This is a genomic window from Corallococcus interemptor (assembly GCF_003668875.1).
Taxonomy (GTDB): domain Bacteria; phylum Myxococcota; class Myxococcia; order Myxococcales; family Myxococcaceae; genus Corallococcus; species Corallococcus interemptor.
Window position 1 is genome coordinate 20,169 of record NZ_RAWM01000088.1, and the last position, 17,443, is coordinate 37,611.

Consider the following 17,443-nt stretch of genomic DNA (forward strand, 5'->3'; position numbering starts at 1 on the left):
ACTCGCGGGCCCGGGGGGTGGACTACAGCCCCTCGTCCTCGGGGTCCGGATAGGACTCCAGCTCTTCTTCCTCCTCCTCCACCGGGGTGGGCGCCTTGGCGTGGCGCCCCTTGCCGCCCTTGCTCTCGCGCGCCGGAGCGCCGAAGTCCGAGTCCGGGCCCACGATGTAGCCCTGGCGCCCCTGCTGGATGCGGCGCAGCAACCCCTCCTGCTCCAGCGCCTCCAGGAGCCGCGCGAAGGTGGAGAAGCCGTGGTCGCGCTCGTCGAAGTCGGGCTCCTTGCGGACGATGGTCTCCTTGACGAGCGACGGGTTGAGCGGCCCGGTCGCGCGGCGCAGCAGGCTCTGCACCACCTCGCGCGCGACGGCGGGGACCTCCGCCTTGGCCTTGCCGCCCTTGGACTCGGCGCCTTCCTTGGCGCCCTTGCCCTCGTGGCCCTTGTCGTGGCCCTTCCCGCCCCGCTTGCCGCCCTTGCCCTCGTCTGACTTGGAGCCCCGGCCGCCGTGGTCCTTGTCCTTGTGCGAGGACTCGCCCTTGTGCTTGGGCTTCATGTAGATGAACTGGTCGCACGCCCGCACGAACATCTGGGAGCTGGCCTCGCGCACGGCCAGGCCAATGACGGTGCGGCCGTTCTCACGCAGCTTGTACGCCAGGGGGCAGAAGTCGCTGTCGCCGGAGGCGATGACGAAGGTGTCAATCTGCTCGCGCGCGTAGCACAGCTCCAGCGCGTCGATGACCAGGCGCATGTCCGCGCTGTTCTTGCCGGCGCGGGTGGAGGGGGGCACGTCCACCAGCTCCACGCCCACGTCGTGCAGGCGCTGCTTCGCGTCCTCGAAGCGCGACCAGTTGCAGTAGGCGCGGCGGAAGACGACCTTGCCCTGCTCCAGGAGCTGGTCCAGGGCGGGCTGCAGGTCGAAGTTGTTGGCGCTGATGCCCGTGTTGGTCACCAGGTTCTCGAAGTCGATGAAGAGGGCGATGCGGTGCTGCTCGTCGGTGCGTCCAGCCAAAGGTGCCTCGTATTCGTGTGCGAGCGGTCCTTGGCTCGCGTGCGCTCCACCCTACTGTGGGGACGCTGCCGCGCGCACGGTCCGTGTTCCGCCCTGAACATTCAGTGCTGTCCACCCTACGTTGGGAAGTGACCCCGGGGGCAGCGCCCCCGTGACACGGAGGTGTCAGCATGATGCACGGATTCCCCCGGAATTGGCGAACCATGGCGTGGGCCGCACCGACGCTCGGCCTCTTGTTGTGCGCGGGGCCCGCCCTGGCGCGCGAGCCCCAGATTGGCGAAAGCGCCGCCGGTCCTGGCAACCAGTCGAACTACACCGAGCTTTCGAGCGAGAGCCCCTCCAACGCCGTGAGCACGGTGCCCACCACGTCGCCGGAGCTCATCTCTCCCAACCAGGCCGTGCGTCAAATCACGCCGGACCCGGACAAGGTGCGCCAGGTCAACGGGCCGGTGGTGAAGCGCTCCGGGATGATGCTGTACGTGCACGACGTGACCGGGCCGGTGGTGCCGCTGGACATGAGCGCCCTGCGCATCCTCAAGCAGCCGGAGAAGGGCCAGCAGATCCAGGCCCTCTACCAGGTGGACAAGACAGACAACGTGGCCCTGTCCCTCCAGGGGGAGAAGCAGGACTAGTTCGGCTTCGCGCCGCCGCGCACCTCGTCCAGGACGCTCAGGTCCACCAGGCCCGCGATGTCGTCACCGGGGATGAAGCCCAGTGACTTCGCGTGCTCGGCGGAGGTCTTCAGCGCGGCGGGCACCGGGTCCAGGCTCGGCTCCAGGCGGGAGAACGCGTCCTGGAGCACGGGCGCCGGCAGGGGCTTGCGCGTGAGCTGGCCGAAGGCGGCGTTCACCGACGTGGCGAAGGCCGCCGGGTCCGCGCGCCAGCGCTCGGTCAGCTGCGTGTGGATGCGCAGCAGCGCCGCGATGCGCGGGCGCTGCGTCTCCAGCACCTTCTTCGTCGTCACCACCACCGTGGTGGGGAAGCGCTTGTCCGGCCACAGGTCGCGCTCGTCCACCAGGATGTGGCCACCCCCTTCGGCGAGCATGCGCGCGCCCCAGGGCTCGGGCACCCACGCGCCCTCGATGGCGCCCTGGAGGTACTGGGCCAGGATGTCCGGGTTGCTGATGGGAATCACCTGCACGTCGCCGCCCGCGTCCGCGGTGATGTTCAGCTTCTGGGCCTTGAGCCAGGTGCGCAGGGCGATGTCCTGGGTGTTGCCAAGTTGTGGGCTCGCCAGCTTCTTGCCCTTGAGCTCCGCGGCCGTCTTCACGTTCTTCACCACCAGCACCGCGCCGCCGTTCACCGCGCCCGCGATGATGCGCAGCTCCTTGCCGGCCTTGAGGTACGTGTTGATGGCGGGGCCCGGGCCCACGTAGGCCACGTCCACGGAGCCCGCCACCAGCGCCTCCATGGCCGCCGGGCCCGCGTTGAACTGCTTCACCTCCACGTGGCCCATGCCGGGCTGCGAGCCGAAGAGCCCTTCGGAGTTCGCCACCAGCGCCTGCGCATGCGTGATGTTGGGGAAGAAGGCCACGCGCAAGGGCGCGTTGGCGCCGGAGGGCATGTCCTTCTTGCAGGACGTGACGGTGGTCAGGAGGACGGCGCAGACACCGAGGAGCAGGGACAGCGGACGCGCGGAAGACATGGGGCGTCACGCTAAAGGAGATTCCCCGCCTGTTATCAATGCCCGTGAGTGCTCAAGCGTCGTGAGGCTCACACGGACGCCGTCAGTCCCCACCTGCGCCTCAGGCGCGTCTCCACCGTCTGGAAGAGGACGCGGTCCACCGTGATGCCAATGAGGATGATGGCCAGCATCACCGCCATCACCTGCGACACGTCCATCAGCTCGCGGCCCATGGTGAGCAGCTGGCCCAGGCCGCCGGAGACGAAGAGCAGCTCGCCCGCGAGCAGCGCGCGCCACGCGAAGCTCCACCCCAGCTTCAGGCCGGTGACGATGCCGGGCAGCGCGCCGGGCAGGAGCACGCCGAAGTAGAAGCGCAGGCCCCGCACGCCCAGGGTGCTGGCCACGCGGGACAGCTGCGGGTCCAGGCCGTTGACCGCGTCCTCGGTGGCGATGGCGATGCCCAGCACGCTGCCCATCACCACCACGAAGAGGATGGCGCTGTCGTTGAGGCCGAACCACAGCAGGGCCAACGGCAGCCAGCAGATGGAGGGCAGCGCCTGCAGGCCCATCACCACCGGCTTCACCGCGTTGCGGAAGAAGGCCAGCCGGGCGATGCACAGCCCCAGCGGGACACCGATCCCCACGGACATGACATAGGCGTGCGTCAGCCGGCCCAGGGAGCGCAGCGTGGCGCCACCCAGCTGACCATCGCGGGCCATGGCGACGAGCGTCCGGACCACCTCCAGCGGCCCGGGGAACAGGTGCTTGTTCCACACGCCCGAGCGCGACAGCCCCTCCCAGAGCGCGAAGAGCAGAACAATCATCCCCAGCTTCTGCGCCCACTTCAGCATGGTGGTGTTCCCTCTAACGGCCGCTCACGATGCTTGGGCGAGGCAGGCTGGACGGCGTGCGCGTGCGGCGCTGCACGGGCTCCGTGGGCGGAGTCTCCTCGGTGGCCCCTTCCGAGGCGCGCAGGCGGTGGCGGATGTCGCGCGCCATGGCGTCCAGGGACGGGTCCTCCAGCGAGCGCGGCATGGGCAGGTGGATCTCCAGGTCCTCCACCACGCGGCCCGGCCGGGGCGCCATCAGCACCACGCGGGTGCCCAGCATCAGCGCCTCCTGCACGTCGTGGGTGACGAACACCACGGTCTTGCCGGAGCGCATCCAGATGGATTGCAACAGCTCCTGCATGTGCACGCGCGTCTGTGCGTCCAGCGCGCCAAAGGGTTCGTCCATCAGGAGCACGGTGGGGTCCACCGCGAGCGCCCGGGCGAGGCTGGCGCGCATCTTCATGCCGCCGGAGAGCTGGTGGGGCAGCGTGTCCTCGAAGCCCTCCAGGCGCACGCGCTGGATGAAGGCGTCCGCCCGCGCGCGGCGCTCGGCGCGGGGCACGCCCCGGGCGCCCAGCGCGAAGGTGATGTTGCCGCGCACGGTGAGCCACGGGAACAGCGCGGCCTCCTGGAACATCAGGAGCCGGTCCGGACCGGGCCCGTGGATGTGCTTGCCGTCAATGGCCACGCGGCCGCCGGTGGGCACCACGTGGCCGGCCAGCGCGTAGAGCAGCGTGGACTTGCCGCAGCCGGAAGGGCCGAGCAGGCAGACGAACTCACCCGAGCGGACGTTGAGGTTCACGTCCTTCAGCGCCACGACCTTGTTGGCGTAGTGGTGGTCCAGCTGGGCGATGGAGATCTTCGCCCGCTCCGCGTCCACCTTCGCTGGCCGCAGGAATGAGGGCGCCACCCGGCGCAGGCCCCGCATCCGCTCGATGAGGCGTCGAAACATTCGCCAGAACCTATTCACCTGCCTCGCGGTCGCACAGGAGGGGGCTGGAAGCGGGCAGGCGCCTTTCACTGTAGGACAGAGAGTGAAGTCAAAGGCGCCCGGCCGGCTGCTTTCCGACGTCTTCTGTCGCCTGTCAGGGGCGCCTGTCAGGGGGCCGCGGCCCGCTCCGCCTTGCGGTGCGCCAGCGTGCGGGACAGCAGCCACAGGCTCAGGGCGAGCACGGCCAGGCCCACGACGGTGAAGGCGCCGCCCACGCGCAGCGAGGCCTTGCGGTCGTCCTGGAACACCGCGAGCACGTCCGTGCGGGGACCCGCGAGGTAGCGCCGCACGGTGTCCGCGAAGGCCTGGGCCTCCTCCTGGGACTCCGTCCACTGGTAGGCGAGCGGCTGGACGCCGAAGGTCGTCTGCAGCTGGGGCCGGAAGATGGGCGCCGCGCCCCTGCGGGTGCTGCGGCTGCGGGCCACCTCCACGCCCTGGATGTCCGCGGGCGCGTAGCGGCCCACCTCCTCCTGGCCCAGCCAGCTGGAGCGGATGAGGACGCACGGGCCCTGGGGTTCACAGCGCAGGTCCATGCGCGCCTTCTGGTTGAGGAAGAACACCCCCAGGACCAGGAAGGGCAGGGCGAGCATCAGGAAGGCCGTGGCACCGATGGCGGTGGCGCGGCTGCGTCGGGAGGCGGGGGGCGCACGCACGGCCTGGGTCTATAGACCCGTGCGCCTCGAGGTGTCGACCTCCAGGCAGGCGGACGGGCACTTGCGACATGGGTCCCAAGTCCGCACCCCTTGTCCTGGGACATTCAGCACTTCGCCCGGAAGGAGCCATCCACCCATGAAGGCCGTGGCCATCATGTTCCCCTCGCGCGAGGTGCGCGTCCTCGACGTTCCCGAGCCGAAGCTGCACTCACCCACCCAGGTGAAGGTGCGCACGCTGGAGGTGGGCGTCTGCGGCACCGACCAGGACATCCTCAAGGGCCACCACGGCGAGGCGCCCAGGGGCGAGGACCACCTCATCCTGGGCCACGAGTGCCTGGGCGAGGTGATGGAGGTGGGCGCGCACGTGCAGGGGCTGAAGCCGGGGGACCTGGTGGTGCCCCGGGTGCGCAGGCCCTGTCCCCACGCGCACTGCCCCGCGTGCCGCCATGGCCACCCGGACTTCTGCGTGACGGGGGACTACACGGAGCGCGGCATCAAAGGCGCGCACGGCTTCTGCTCGGAGCACTTCGTGGAGGACGCGGCCTACCTGCACAAGGCGGAGGACTCCCTGCGCGGCGTGGCCGTGCTCACGGAGCCGCTCACCATCGCGGAGAAGGGCCTGCGCGAGGTCGCTCACATCCAGTCCCGCCTGCCGTGGAAGCTGAGCCCGGGCAAGGCGCTGGTGCTGGGCGCGGGGCCGGTGGCGCAGCTGGGCGCCATGGCGCTGATGCGCGCGGGCTTCGACGTGACGGTGTACTCGCGCAGCCCCAAGCCCAATGAGAAGGCCGCCGCGGCGGAGGCGATGGGCGCGCCGTACATCTCCTCCAAGGAGGTGACGGTGGAGGCCCTGAAGAAACAACTGGGCGGCGTGGACGTCATCTACGAGGCGACGGGGGCGTCGAAGGTGGCCTTCGACTCGCTCCAGGTGCTGGGGGAGAACGGCGTGCTCATCTTCACCGGCGTGCCCGGACGCGAGGAGCCGCTGGAGCTGCAGGGTGACCAGGTGATGGGGCAGCTGGTCCTGGGCAACCGGGTGATGTTCGGCACGGTGAACGCGTCCGACGGGGACTTTCGTGAGGCGCTGGAGGATCTGGCCCGCTTCCGCGCGAAGTGGCCGGGGAGACTGGAGGCGCTCATCACCCAGCGCCACCCGCCGTCGGAGTTCGCCAAGGTGGTGGAGGCGAAGGGCGGCATCAAGCACGTCATCTCGTTCCAGGAGCATGCCCGGTGAATCCCCACCACGAGGACCTGAAGGGCGGCATCGCCATTGAAGACCACGGCATCATCGGCGACCTGCGCACGGTGGCGTTGGTGGGCAACGAGGGCACCATCGACTGGCTGTGCTATCCGCACTTCGACAGCCCCAGCATCTTCGCGGCGCTGCTGGACCCGGAGAGGGGCGGGTACTGGCGCGTGTCCCCGGAGCCCGACGGGGTGATGAAGCGGCAGTTCTACTGGCCGGACACCAACGTGCTGGTGACGCGCTTCTACACGCCGGACGGCGTGGGAGAGCTCATCGACCTGATGCCCCTGGGCAAGGGGGCGAGGGCGGAGGGGCGCGAGGTGCTGCGGCGCATCCGCGTGGTGCGCGGGGTGATGTCCTTCCGCATGGAGTGCTTCCCCGCGTTCAACTACGCGCGGGACGAGCACGAGACGCACGTGGTGGACGGCGGCGCGGCCTTCCTCTCCAAGAGCCTGCGCATGCAGCTGGTGACGCCCATTCCCCTGAAGAAGGACAAGAACGGCGTCGTCGCGCACTTCACGCTGAAGGAGAGCCAGTCCGCGGTCTTCACCCTGCGCGAGGGCGGCAAGGAGGGCTGCCAGCACCACCTGCACACGCACGACTCCGCGGAGAAGCTCTTCCGGGACACGGTGGACTACTGGCGCCACTGGCTGTCCAGGTGCAAGTACACGGGGCGGTGGCGGGAGATGGTGCAGCGCTCGGCGCTGGCGCTGAAGCTGATGACCTTCGAGCCGTCCGGGGCCATCATCGCCGCGCCCACGTGCAGCCTGCCGGAGTCCCCCGGCGGCACGCGCAACTGGGACTACCGCTTCTGCTGGCTGAGGGACGCGGCGTTCACCGTCTACGCGTTCCTGCGCATCGGCTTCAACGAGGAGGCCGAGGCGTTCATGCGCTGGGTGGAGAAGCGCTGCGCGGAGAACGGGGACGGACCGCTGCCCCTGATGTTCCGCCTGGACGGCAGCCGGGTGCCGGACGAGGAGCAGCTGCATCACCTGCGCGGCTATGGCGGCGCGCGGCCGGTGCGCATTGGCAACGCGGCGGCGAACCAGCTGCAGCTGGACATCTACGGGGAGCTGATGGACTCCGTGTACCTGTCCAACAAGTACGCGGTGCCCATCTCGTATGACTTCTGGAGCCACCTGCGGCGGCTGGTGGACTGGGTGTGCGACCACTGGCGGATGGAGGACGAGGGCATCTGGGAGATCCGCGGGTCTCGCCGGCACTTCGTCTATTCGAAGCTGATGTGCTGGGTGGCGGTGGACCGGGCCATCCGGCTGGCGGACAAGCGCAGCCTGCCGGCGGACCGCGCGAAGTGGCTGAAGACGCGCGACACCATCTTCGAGGAGATCATGGACAAGGGCTGGTGCAAGGAGAAGGGCGCCTTCATCCAGGCCTATGGGCACGACGCGCTGGACGCGGCGAACCTCCTGATGCCGCTGGTGTTCTTCCTGTCACCGGTGGATCCGCGGATGCTCTCCACGCTGGACGTCCTCCGCAAGCCGCCGCGCGAGGGGGGCCTGACGTCGGACGGCCTGGTGTTCCGCTACGACACGGACACGAAGCTGGATGGGATTGAGGGCAGCGAAGGCACCTTCAACCTGTGCAGCTTCTGGCTGGTGGAGGCGATGACGCGCGCGAGCCCCGTGCGGCCGGACCTGCTGGACGAGGCGCGGCTCATCTTCGAGCGGATGCAGGGCTACGCGAACCACCTGGGGCTGTACGCGGAGCAGACGGGCATGTCCGGCGAGGCGATGGGCAACTTCCCGCAGGCGCTCACGCATCTGTCGCTCATCAGCGCCGCGTACAACCTGGACCGGACGTTGGGCCGCCACGATTGACGGAGGGGACGGTAGACTCGCGCACACCCGCCATGCCCGACCTGTACCCGCTGCTGTTCCGTTTCGCCGTCAAGGCGGATGCCCACTACGACGTGCTGAGCCGCCGCGTGCGCAAGGGGCTGGGCATCGCCCCGCCGCTGCGCATCCTGCCGTACCGGGGCTACGGCACCCCGGAGCGCGTGGTCATCAAGGCGCGCGTGCTGGAGGAGCGCAAGGTGACGCCCCAGCGCCAGCGCCACACGCTGTGGAGCAGCGCCGTGGCGTCCTACAAGCGCTACATGACGCGCGAAATCGCCAGCGCGCACGTGGCGGTGCGCTGGGGGGACAAGCGCTGGGAGGGCGTGACGGACGAGGAGGGCTTCCTCGAACTCTGGGTGCCGCCTCCGGAGGGCGTGCGCTCCGGCTGGCACATGGTGGAGCTGGAGCTGCTGTCGCCGGAGGCCGAAGGCGTGCCGCGCGTGTCCGCGCCGGTGCGGGTGGCGGGGACGAGCGCGGAGCTGGGCGTCATCAGCGACATCGACGACACGGTCATCGCCACGGGGGTGACGGATCCGCTCAAGCGCGCGTGGGCGCTGTTCCTCACGGAGCACCGGGTGCGGCTGCCCTTCCCGGGCGTGGACGCGTTCTACGCGGCGCTCCAGGCGGGCGCGAGCGGCACAGCGGACAACCCCATCTTCTACGTGTCCAGCAGCCCGTGGAACCTCTACGAGCACCTGGACGAGTTCCTCTCCATCCACCGCATCCCCATTGGTCCGCTGCTCCTGCGCGACTGGGGCCTGTCACGGCACGGCTTCGCGCCGGGCGGGGGGCACGGGCACAAGCTGGACAAGATTCGCGGCGTGCTGGAGACGCTGGCGCACCTGCCGTTCGTGTTGATTGGCGACAGCGGCCAGGAGGACGCGGAGCACTACCGCACCATCGTGCGCGAGTACCCGGGCCGCATCCGCTGCGTCTACATCCGCAACGTGCCGGGGAGCTCCAAGCGCGGCGAGGAGATGGCGGCCATCGCGAAGGACATCCGCGACGCGGGCAGTGAGCTGGTCGTCGTGGACGACACGGTGGCCGCGGCGAGGCACGCCGCGCGCGCCGGGTGGATCCGCTGGGAGGAGGTCCCGGAGGTGGAGGCCCACCGCCGCGAGGACGCCGCGCGCAGCGCTTTGGGCGAGCGGGGCTGAAGATTTCCAACCGCACGTGTCACGGCGCGGTGACACGTGCGCATGGAACAGGTTGGCGCTTGAGGGTGGGGAGGGGGCTGTGGCATCGGACGCGGCGGCGTCCGTGTTCGCGCTGTCGCAGGACTCCAGCGATTACCCCTGGCAGGACCGGGGCACCGTGCCGTTCAGCACGATGTCCGGCCAGCTCTTCTTCTTCGACGCGCTGGACCCGCACCTGCCTGGTGAACCACGAGATTTGATTCAGGCCACGGGGCGCCCGCTCTGCATGTGCACCATGCGGACGGCGCGCTCCATGAGCTCTCCCTGGGCGGAGCGCTTGTCGTTGGGCGTGGCGGCGACTCTCCGCCGCCACGTGCCGTCCGCGCCCAGCTCCCACGCGCCGCTGGTGTCCACCATGCAGCGCTCCACCACGTCCTTCACCTGCGCGGCCAGGGCGGGGTCCTCCACCGGCGCCAATATCTCCACGCGGTGGTCCAGGTTGCGCGGCATCATGTCCGCGGATCCGATGTAGCACCGCGACGCCGCGCCCCGCTCGAAGGCGTAGATGCGCGGGTGCTCCAGGAAGCGGCCCAGATTGGACACCACCCGGATGTGCTCCGACACGCCCGGCACCCCCGGCCTCAGGCAGCAGATGCCCCGCACGTTGAGGTCCACGCGCACGCCCGCGCGGGACGCGTCGTAGAGCGCGCGGATGATGCCCGGGTCCACCAGCGCGTTCATCTTCATCATGATGCGCGCGGGCGTCTCCGGCGTGTGCGCCGCCTGCGTCTTCTTGATCTCCTCCAGCAGCCCCTCCCGCATGGTCAGCGGCGCCACCAGCAGCTTGCGGAAGGAGCGCGGCCGGCCAAAGCCGGTGAGGAAGTTGAAGACGTCCGCCACGTCCGCGCCAATGTCCGGGTCCGTGGTGAACAACCCCAGGTCCGTGTAGAGCCGCGCCGTCTTCGGGTTGTAGTTACCTGTTCCGATGTGCACGTAGTGCCGCACCCGCTCGCCCTCACGCCGCACGATGAGGATGGCCTTCGCGTGCGTCTTCAGGCTGGGAATCCCATACACGACGTGCACGCCCGCCTCTTCCAGCGCGTTCGCCCAGCGGATGTTGGCGCGCTCGTCGAAGCGTGCCTTCAGCTCCACCATGCACACCGCCTGCTTGCCGTGCTCCGTCGCGCGGATGAGCGCGGGCACCAGCGGTGAGCTGTCCGACGTGCGGTACACCGTCTGCTTCAGCGCCAGCACGTCCGGGTCCTCCACCGCCTCGCTCACGAAGCGCTCCACGGAGGAGGTGAAGGACTCGTAGGGGTGGTGCACCAGCAGATCGCCCCTGCGCATCGCGGACATCACCGTGCCCCCGCCGTCCGGGGAATCGGTGTCCGTGCGCAGCCGCGCCTGCGTCACCGGCGTCCAGGGCGGGTCGCGCTGCTCGGAGAAGCCGGGCGTCATCGCCAGCGACATCACGTCCGCCAGGTCCAGCAGGCCGTGCTCCTCGTACACCTGCCGGGGCTCCAGCGTCAGCGCCTCCACCAGCGGCTCCAGCAGCTTCGCGCTCATGCCCGCTTGAATCTCCAGGCGGATGACGTCCCCGAAGCGGCGCTGGCTCAGCTCCGTCTCCACCGCCTTGAGCAGGTCCTCGGCGTCCTCGGACACGGTGTAGTCCGCGTCGCGCGTGACGCGGAACAGGCTCCAGTTGAGGACCTCCATCCCGGGGAACAGGTCCCCCAGGTGCTGCGCGATGATCTCCTCCAGCGGCACGAAGAGCGCGCCCCCCTTGAGCGGCACGAAGCGGGGCAATATCTCCTTGGGCACCTTCACCCGCGCCACGCTCTCCTCCTCCGCCACCGGGTCTCGCAGCAGCACCGCGAGGCTCAGGGACAGGTTGGAGATGTACGGGAAGTGCCGCCCCAGCCCGATGGCCAGCGGCGTGAGCACGGGAAATATCTGTTCGCGGAAGCGCTGCTCCACCTGCGCGCGTTGATCCGCGTCCAGCTCCTTCATGGACAGGATGCGCAGGCCCTTCTCCGCCAGCGCGGGGCGCAGGGTCTTCTCGAAGCAGTCCGCGTGGCGGCGGCCCTGCTCCAGGATGCCCGTGTGCAGCTTGTCCAGCGTGTCACCGGGGGACGCGCCGTCCGGCACCAGGCGGCCCACGCGCGCGGCGATCTGCTCGTGCAGCCGCGCCACGCGGATCATGAAGAACTCATCCAGGTTGCGCGCGTAGATGGAGATGAACTTCAGCCGCTCCATCAGCGGCACCTCCGGCGACTCGGACAGCTGCAGCACCCGGTCGTTGAAGGCCAGCCACGACAGCTCCCGGTTGAAGAACAGGCCGCTGTCCGGCACCTCCGTGCCCGGGGGAACGACGTCCCGGTCCACGACCTTCTGCTGGGTGCCTTTGGCGGCCGCGCGCTTCGCCATGATGTGTGACTCCTCCCAAGATGAGCCTCAGGGTGTGCCCTCTAGCAGTCCCGCACCACGCCGATTGTGAACTCGCACGCCTGGACCGGAACCGGACATCCGGGCGTATCCCACCCTGGGCGACCCCTGCAGTGGCCGGCGAGGCGGACGGGCTGTGGACTCCCCGGCAGTCCACCGCTTGAATCCGGCGGAGACTGACGGCATTCAAGGAGGGTGAGCACTCCCAACGCCCCGCTTCCAGCAGTCTCCGACGGTGCCCCCTCGGACACCTCCCCGGACGCCCTGTTCACGGCCTTCCGCGAGGGGTCCAGGAAGAAGTCCAGCCTCTTCACCTTCACCTGGTTCGTGGCCGCCGCGGTGCCGGTGGTGCTCGCCCTGGGCTTCTTCACCCTTTGGCGTGCAAACGGCACGTCCTTCTCCGTCGTGACGCCGCACGGCATCAAGGTGCTGCGCGCGGGGATGACGACCCAGGAGGTGGGGGGCCTGTTGGGCAACCCGCTCACGCTCCAGAAGCAGGGCGACCGGGACTGCTACCGCTACGGCCGGCCCAACTTCATCAACGAGGTCTTCGTCGTGTACTCGGTCTGCTACGAGCAGGGGCAGGTGCGCGATGTGCTCACGCACCAGTACTCGGCCTGGCAGATAGACCCCGCGACGGGGTCCTTCATCGCGCCGGGCCAGCAGCCGCCCGCGCCCAAGAACCCGGCGGGGTAGCCGCCGGGCTTAGGGGGCGCTCTTCAGGCGAGCGCCGCCTCGGCGCCCTCGAAGGTGACCTTCGCCTGGGTCATCACGTGCTCCACGGCGAGCAGGTGCCACGCGACGTCCATCATCTGGGCGGAGGCGGCCGGGTCCAGCAGGGACTCGCGCAGCTGCGCCTCGGTGATGCCGAAGGGCTCCGAGGACTCCTTGAGCAGCTCCAGCGCGTACTGCGGCGTGAGCTGGAGCTTGTCCCGCTGGGCGATGGCGCGCAGCACCAGGGCAATCTTGAGGCGGCGCTCCACGTCGTCGCGGATGCCCGGGTGGTGCATCCAGCCGTCCAGCGCCTCCTGCTGCTCTTCCAGGCTGAAGAACTTCTGCGCCAGCACCTCGCCTTCGGCCTGCTGCCAGCGGCGGCGGATCTCCTCGTCCACCAGGGCCTTGGGCACGGAGACGTCCGAGCGGGCGACGATTTCGTCCAGCACGCGGTTGCGCGCGTCCACCCAGAGCATGTCGGCCATCTCGCCCTCCATCTCCTCCACGATGGAGCTCATGACCTCCTCGTGCGTGGAGCCGCGGCCCAGGAGCTTCAGGAACGCGTCCGACTCCGTGTCCGGCATGCGCACCTCGCGCGCGCCCTTCACGTCCACCAGGAAGCGCGCGGGCATGCCGCGCAGCTGCTCCGCCGGGTAGTTGTCCGGCAGCACCAGCCCCACCTCCACGCTGTCGCCCACGCTGGCCTCCGCGATGACCTCCGCGAAGCCGGGCAGCATCACCTGGGGCGCCAGCTCCATCCAGAAGCCCATGCGGGTGCTCAGCGGGATGAGGCGGCCGTTGGCGTAACCCAGGATGTCCAGCTGGACGTCGTCGCCCATGGCCAGCGCTTCACCTTCCGCGCGCTGCCGGACCTCCGCCTTCGCGCGGGCCAGCTCGTGGAAGCGCTCCAGCAGGTCCTCTTCGGTGAGGTCCTCGCCCTGGGGCACGCGGATGTTGAGGTTCTCCAGCGAGGGAGCCTTCACCTCCGGCAGGTCCGCCTGGTGGCCCAGGCCGGGCGCCACGGGCAGCCGCTGCACCAGCTGCTGGACGGGAGCCGCCGGCGCCGGAGCGGGCGCTTCCGGAGGCTTGGAGCTGGCCGGGGGCTTGGAGCTGGCGGCGGCGGACTTCGCCGGCTTCGCCGGGGCGGAAGACGGGCCGGACGCCTTGGCGGCGGGAGCCGGCGACTTCGCGGGGGGATTCTTCTTCGTGGCCACCGGAGGGCCTCCTGGCAGGTAGCGACCGTGGTCCCAGAGGGGATTGAAACGAGTGCGTCTCACACGGTCACGGTGCCTACCAGAAAAGGCCCCCCTGGGGACATCCCCGGGCGTCGAGTCACCCGGGGCCCTTCGAATCACTTCGGTCCGGCACTACCCGAACAGGCCGCCCACGAAGCTGGAGACGGCGGAGACGGCGGCGCCCACCTGGCTGACCACCGGGATGTTGGTGGCGGCGGCGATGGAGCCCACGGCGGTGATGACGCCCGTGACCTTCTTGGTGGTGCTGGCGTTCGGGTCGCGCAGGGTGGAGACCGCGTTCGCCGTGTCGAAGGCGGCGATGGCGATGTTCGCGCCCGGGGCGAAGCGGCCGGCGGCCTTGGCCAGGGTGCCCCCGGCGGCCTTGGCGGCGGCGGTCGCACCGGCCTTGGCGGCGGCCTTGCCACCCTCGGACAGCGCGGCGCGGGCGGCGGCGCGGGACGCGGTGCCCGTGGCGGCCTTCAGGGCCACGCCGGACTCGCTGACGGCGGTCTTCAGGGCGGAGCGCACGCCGCTCTTGATGGCGGAGGAAGCGCCACCCTCGAAGGCGGCCTTGGCGGCGGCACCGGCGGCGGCGCGGGCCAGCTTGGGGCCGGCGCCGGGGACCGCGGCCTTGAAGGCGCCGCTGGCGGCCTTGTACGCGCTGCCGAACTTGTTCACGTCGCGGGCAATCTCCAGGCCGCCCTTGACGGTGCTGACCACGCCCTTGCCGGCGGTGGCGACGGAGCCCAGCGCCTTGTTCCAGTCCTCGCTGGAGCCGGAGCGCACGGCGTTGCGCACGTCGGAGATGGCCGTGCCGGCCTGGCCCACCAGCTTCGCGGCGCTGGTGATGGTGCCGAAGGCCTTGCCCGCGATGCCCAGCTTGCCCTTGAGGTCGAGCTTGGTCTTCGGGTCCATGGCCTTGGAGACCATCTTGTCGACGTTGCCCTTCAACGTCGCCTTGAAGCCGTCCGTCTTCAGGCTCTTGACGTTGTCGAAGCCGTCCTTCACGGCCGTCTTCACCTTCGTGAAGGTGTCGTAGCCCTTCTTCGCCTGCGTCCCGATGTCCTTCGCCGCCTTGATGGGGTCCTGCTGGACGTGGCGGATGGTGTTGGAGACGGCACTGCGGGCGCGGTCGATCAGGCTCATGTGGGGCTCCCTCGTCGGAGTTCGAGGAAAATGGATGGGGCTGCTGACGTCTTGCCGGGATTATCGCACCGGCCGTCGATCAGTTGCGTAGCACCTCACATGAACCGAGAAGGTGGGTCCCGGACCCCGGTCCTGGCACACCGCGTCAGCGGCAGTCGGGGTCCGCGTCGTCGGCCCGGCCATCCGCGTCGTTGTCCGCGCCGTCGTGGCAGTGGCCGGCCTCGGAGGGGAGCCATTCGGTGACGTGGAGGGTGTAGCGGATGGGGGTGTCCCGGTCCGGCCGGGCCATGCCGTCCACCACCACCAGCACGGACTGCCCCTGGGCCAGGGTGAGCTTCAGCGCGGGGGCGTCCTTTGTCGTGGGATGTGGGTGCGCGGCGCAGCCCAGCTCCGTGCCCCGGCAGCCGGTGAGGAGGTACAGGGCATGGGCGCCCGCGTCCGGGTCTCCGGCGGGCGAGGTGTCGAAGACGAAGGTGCCGTCCTTCGGCGCCGTCCACAGGTGGGCGCGGTCCTGCTGGAGCAGCGCGCCGCAGGTGCCCTGGAAGCCGTCGCCGGAGAGGGCCGTCTCGCCCTGGAAGGTGAGGGGCAGGGCGCTGCCCAGGTCGTGGTGGGCGCAGCCCTGGCCCTTGCAGCGGGGGTCGTCGCGGCACTCGGTGTCCGCGCAGTCCACCCAGCGGTCCCCGTCGTTGTCCATGTTGTCGAAGCAGGCGCCGGCCTCGGTGGAGCGCAGCTCATCAATATGGAGCTGGAAGGAGCCCTCCGTGAAGGACCCGCCGGCCACGGCGTCCACCGTCACCAGGACGCGCTGGCCCTGCGTCAGCGTCACCGTCACCCGGGCCCCGCCGCCGTAGCTGATGCCGTCCGCGGCGCACGCGAGCTCCTGGCCGCCGCAGCCGTCCGCGTACACGGCGAGGACGGAGCGGATCGCCGAGCGTGCCGTGTCGAAGGTGAAGGTGCCGGAGCGCGGCGCCGTCCACAGGTAGCCCCGGTCCGGAGCGCCCGAGCCCCCGCAGGACGCGGCGTGGTCGTCCCGGGCCTCCACGGTGGAGCCCGTCAGCGACACCGGCAGCGCGCTGCCCAGGTCCCGGTCCACGCACGTGGGCTCCGGGGGCGCGCAGACGTTGGGCACGCCCGTGCCGCCGCAGGTCTCCGGCGCGGCGCAGGTGCCACACTCCAGCGTGCCGCCGCAGCCATCCGCCACCGCGCCGCACGTCGCGCCCAGGAAGCCGCAGGTGGCCGGCCGGCATCCCGGCGTCGCGCAGACGTTGGGCACGCCGCCCGCGCCGCAGGCCTGGCCCTCTCCGCACGCGCCACATTGGAGGACCCCGCCGCAGCCGTCCGCGACCTGGCCGCAGTCCTTGCCCAGGGACTCGCAGGTGGCCGGCGTGCACACGGACTTCGCGCAGACGTTGGGCACGCCCGCGCCGCCGCACGTCTCCGCCCCGAGGCAGCCGCCGCACTCCAGCACCGCGCCGCAGCCGTCGGACACGCGGCCGCAGTTCGCGCCCAGGGCCGCGCAGGTCGTGGGGACGCAGGTGCCGGCGCCGCAGACGTTGGCCTGTCCGGCGCCGCCGCACGTCGCGTCGGCGGCGCACGCCCCGCACTCCAGGACGCCGCCGCAGCCGTCCATCACCTCGCCGCAGTTGGTGCCCAGCGTGGCGCAGGTGGCCGCCTGGCACAGCGGGGCGGCGCAGACGTTGGCCACGCCTCCCGCGCCGCAGGTCTGCCCCTCGGCGCACGCGCCGCACTCCAGGACGCCGCCGCACCCGTCGGACACGGGGCCGCAGTCCTTGCCCAGCGCCTGGCAGGTGGTGGGGACGCACGGGGCGCGGCCGCACACGTTGGCGGTGCCGCCTCCGCCGCACGTCTCGTCCGGCCCGCACGCACCACACTCCAGGACGCGGCCGCAGCCGTCCGCGACCTGCCCGCAGTTCTTCCCGGACGCCTCGCAGGTGGTGGGGACGCAGGCCGGGGGCCCGCAGGCATTGGGCACCCCGGCGCCGCCGCAGACCTCGGGCGTCGCGCAGGTGCCGCAGTCCAGCACGCCGCCGCAGCCGTCCGGCAGCGGCCCGCAGGTGGCGCCCCGCGCCGCGCAGGTGGTGGGGACGCAGGGCAGGGGGCCGCAGACGTTGGGCACGCCGCCCCCGCCGCAGGCCTCTCCTTCCGCGCACTCACCGCAGTGCAGCGTGCCGCCGCACCCGTCGATGGCGTAGCCGCAGTCCAGGCCCTGGGACTCGCACGTCATGGGCATGCAGAAGGACGGAGGGCCCGCGCCCAGCAGCCCCGAGGATGACTCCTCCGGCAGGGTCCGGCCGCACGCCGCCCACAGCACCAGCAGGCACACCCATCCCGCCCATCCGCCCGTCCGCCCCATGCCTCGTTCCCGCCGCCCATGAGGGCCCCATCCGCCACGGGACCCGGGGACAAGGGTGGGGAGCGGCCCGCCCCGCGCGAAGCGGCGGCAAGTCCCGGCGGGTCTCCAGCGGTCGGAAAGGCGTCACTGTCCCACCCCGCCCGCCGGGAAGGCGCGCACTGGTGGACACCGGACGGGCCAGGGAGGGGGG

General features: G+C 70.7%; 14 protein-coding genes. 5 read left to right on the plus strand and 9 right to left on the minus strand.

Annotated features, from left to right (window positions below; all coding sequences use genetic code 11):
• Positions 1-22: 22 nt before the first annotated feature.
• Positions 23-1,006 (minus strand): NYN domain-containing protein, encoded by a 984-nt coding sequence (locus D7X96_RS26415; RefSeq protein WP_120549933.1) that lies wholly within the window; start codon positions 1,004-1,006, stop codon positions 23-25.
• A gap of 203 nt (positions 1,007-1,209) precedes the next feature.
• Between D7X96_RS26415 and D7X96_RS26420 the strand changes: the two genes are divergently transcribed.
• Positions 1,210-1,638, plus strand: coding sequence for a hypothetical protein (locus D7X96_RS26420; RefSeq protein ID WP_121771017.1), 429 nt, complete (start codon positions 1,210-1,212; stop codon positions 1,636-1,638).
• Here D7X96_RS26420 and D7X96_RS26425 read toward each other — a convergent pair.
• The 4 genes from D7X96_RS26425 to D7X96_RS26440 all read right to left on the minus strand — a co-directional run bounded on the left by D7X96_RS26425 (position 1,635) and on the right by D7X96_RS26440 (position 5,104).
• Positions 1,635-2,651: an ABC transporter substrate-binding protein gene (locus D7X96_RS26425; protein WP_121771018.1), complete on the minus strand. Its 1,017-nt coding sequence runs from the start codon at positions 2,649-2,651 to the stop codon at positions 1,635-1,637. The genes D7X96_RS26420 and D7X96_RS26425 overlap by 4 nt on opposite strands.
• Before the next feature lie 68 nt (positions 2,652-2,719).
• On the minus strand, positions 2,720-3,481 hold the full coding sequence (locus D7X96_RS26430; protein WP_121771019.1) for an ABC transporter permease: 762 nt from the start codon (positions 3,479-3,481) through the stop codon (positions 2,720-2,722).
• A 13-nt stretch (positions 3,482-3,494) separates the two neighbouring features.
• Positions 3,495-4,412 carry an ABC transporter ATP-binding protein gene (locus D7X96_RS26435; protein WP_121771020.1) on the minus strand — a complete coding sequence of 306 codons (918 nt, stop codon included), beginning with the start codon at positions 4,410-4,412 and terminating at the stop codon, positions 3,495-3,497.
• Positions 4,413-4,558: 146 nt separating this feature from the next.
• On the minus strand, positions 4,559-5,104 hold the full coding sequence (locus D7X96_RS26440; RefSeq protein ID WP_121771021.1) for a hypothetical protein: 546 nt from the start codon (positions 5,102-5,104) through the stop codon (positions 4,559-4,561).
• A 136-nt stretch (positions 5,105-5,240) separates the two neighbouring features.
• Here D7X96_RS26440 and D7X96_RS26445 point away from each other — a divergent pair, with 136 nt between their 5' ends.
• The 3 genes from D7X96_RS26445 to D7X96_RS26455 are packed head-to-tail and all read left to right on the plus strand — an operon-like array spanning position 5,241 to position 9,360.
• Complete coding sequence (locus tag D7X96_RS26445) at positions 5,241-6,335, plus strand: glucose 1-dehydrogenase (RefSeq protein ID WP_121771022.1); 1,095 nt, start codon at positions 5,241-5,243, stop codon at positions 6,333-6,335.
• Positions 6,332-8,185 (plus strand): glycoside hydrolase family 15 protein, encoded by a 1,854-nt coding sequence (locus D7X96_RS26450; RefSeq protein WP_121722421.1) that lies wholly within the window; start codon positions 6,332-6,334, stop codon positions 8,183-8,185. The genes D7X96_RS26445 and D7X96_RS26450 overlap by 4 nt, the downstream gene beginning before the upstream one ends.
• Positions 8,186-8,217: 32 nt before the next feature.
• Entirely contained in the window at positions 8,218-9,360 is a 1,143-nt protein-coding gene (locus D7X96_RS26455) for an App1 family protein phosphatidate phosphatase (protein WP_120549941.1), read from the plus strand.
• A 240-nt stretch (positions 9,361-9,600) separates the two neighbouring features.
• Here D7X96_RS26455 and ppk1 read toward each other — a convergent pair whose 3' ends face one another.
• Entirely contained in the window at positions 9,601-11,766 is a 2,166-nt protein-coding gene (ppk1, locus tag D7X96_RS26460) for a polyphosphate kinase 1 (protein WP_120549942.1), read from the minus strand.
• A gap of 213 nt (positions 11,767-11,979) precedes the next feature.
• On the opposite strand from ppk1, the gene D7X96_RS26465 reads away from it, so the two are divergent.
• Positions 11,980-12,480 (plus strand): hypothetical protein, encoded by a 501-nt coding sequence (locus tag D7X96_RS26465; RefSeq protein WP_120549943.1) that lies wholly within the window; start codon positions 11,980-11,982, stop codon positions 12,478-12,480.
• A 23-nt stretch (positions 12,481-12,503) separates the two neighbouring features.
• Here D7X96_RS26465 and D7X96_RS26470 read toward each other — a convergent pair whose 3' ends face one another.
• The 3 genes from D7X96_RS26470 to D7X96_RS26480 form a co-directional block, all read right to left on the minus strand.
• Positions 12,504-13,712 (minus strand): trigger factor, encoded by a 1,209-nt coding sequence (locus D7X96_RS26470; protein ID WP_120549944.1) that lies wholly within the window; start codon positions 13,710-13,712, stop codon positions 12,504-12,506.
• 153 nt (positions 13,713-13,865) lie between these two features.
• Entirely contained in the window at positions 13,866-14,879 is a 1,014-nt protein-coding gene (locus D7X96_RS26475) for a hypothetical protein (RefSeq protein WP_120549945.1), read from the minus strand.
• A 145-nt stretch (positions 14,880-15,024) separates the two neighbouring features.
• Positions 15,025-17,253 (minus strand): tryptophan synthase alpha chain, encoded by a 2,229-nt coding sequence (locus tag D7X96_RS26480; protein WP_121771023.1) that lies wholly within the window; start codon positions 17,251-17,253, stop codon positions 15,025-15,027.
• Positions 17,254-17,443: the final 190 nt, after the last annotated feature.